Consider the following 680-nt stretch of genomic DNA (forward strand, 5'->3'; position numbering starts at 1 on the left):
ACACGGTGTCGAAGCCATAGTCGTTGCCCCAGGCGGTCAGCACCGCAGCATTGGCTGGCAGCGCGATGACATTGTAGGCCTTGCGCTCCTTGAGGAAGCGGCCGACCAGCTCGCCGGCGATATGGATGGCATCGCTGGCCGAGCCGCCATTGCCGCAGATCAGCAGCGCCTTGCCTTGCGACAGCGCGGTGACGACCGTGCTCACGGCGCGTTCCATCTCGGCCGTAAGGTCGCGTTCGACCGTCGCCGTAAGCGCGGCCGCCGAGCGGACCAGATAGTCGTTCAGTACGGACATGAAACCCTCAATTGGTAGCGCGCATCCTGCCGATGGTGCCGGTCGTGCTCTTGCCGGCGACGACGTCGACCAGCACCACGCGTCCGCCGGCCTTCTGCACCACATCGGCGCCGACCACCTTGTCGATCGTATAGTCGGCGCCCTTGACCAGTATGTCGGGCAACAAGGCTTCGATAAGCGCCAGCGGCGTGTCTTCCTCGAAGACGACCACCGCGTCCACCGAGGCAAGGGCCGCCAGCACGCAGGCGCGGTCGTGCTGGTCGTTGACCGGACGTCCCGGGCCCTTCAGCCGGCGCACCGAAGCATCGCTGTTGAGGCCGAGCACCAGCCGGTCGCACTGGCTGCGCGCCGCGTGCAGCAGGCTGACATGGCCGGCATGCAGGAT

General features: G+C 66.6%; 2 protein-coding genes. Both read right to left on the reverse strand.

What is annotated here, in order from left to right; all coding sequences use genetic code 11:
• Positions 1 to 295, reverse strand: a 295-nt coding sequence (locus tag EOA29_RS38990) for an SIS domain-containing protein (RefSeq protein ID WP_127222545.1), incomplete at its 3' end; no start/stop codon positions are given.
• 7 nt (positions 296 to 302) lie between these two features.
• A partial coding sequence (locus EOA29_RS38995; protein ID WP_145970141.1) for an adenylyltransferase/cytidyltransferase family protein occupies positions 303 to 680 on the reverse strand: 378 nt, incomplete at its 5' end.

The organism is Mesorhizobium sp. M1E.F.Ca.ET.063.01.1.1 (assembly GCF_003998155.1).
Lineage (GTDB): Bacteria > Pseudomonadota > Alphaproteobacteria > Rhizobiales > Rhizobiaceae > Mesorhizobium.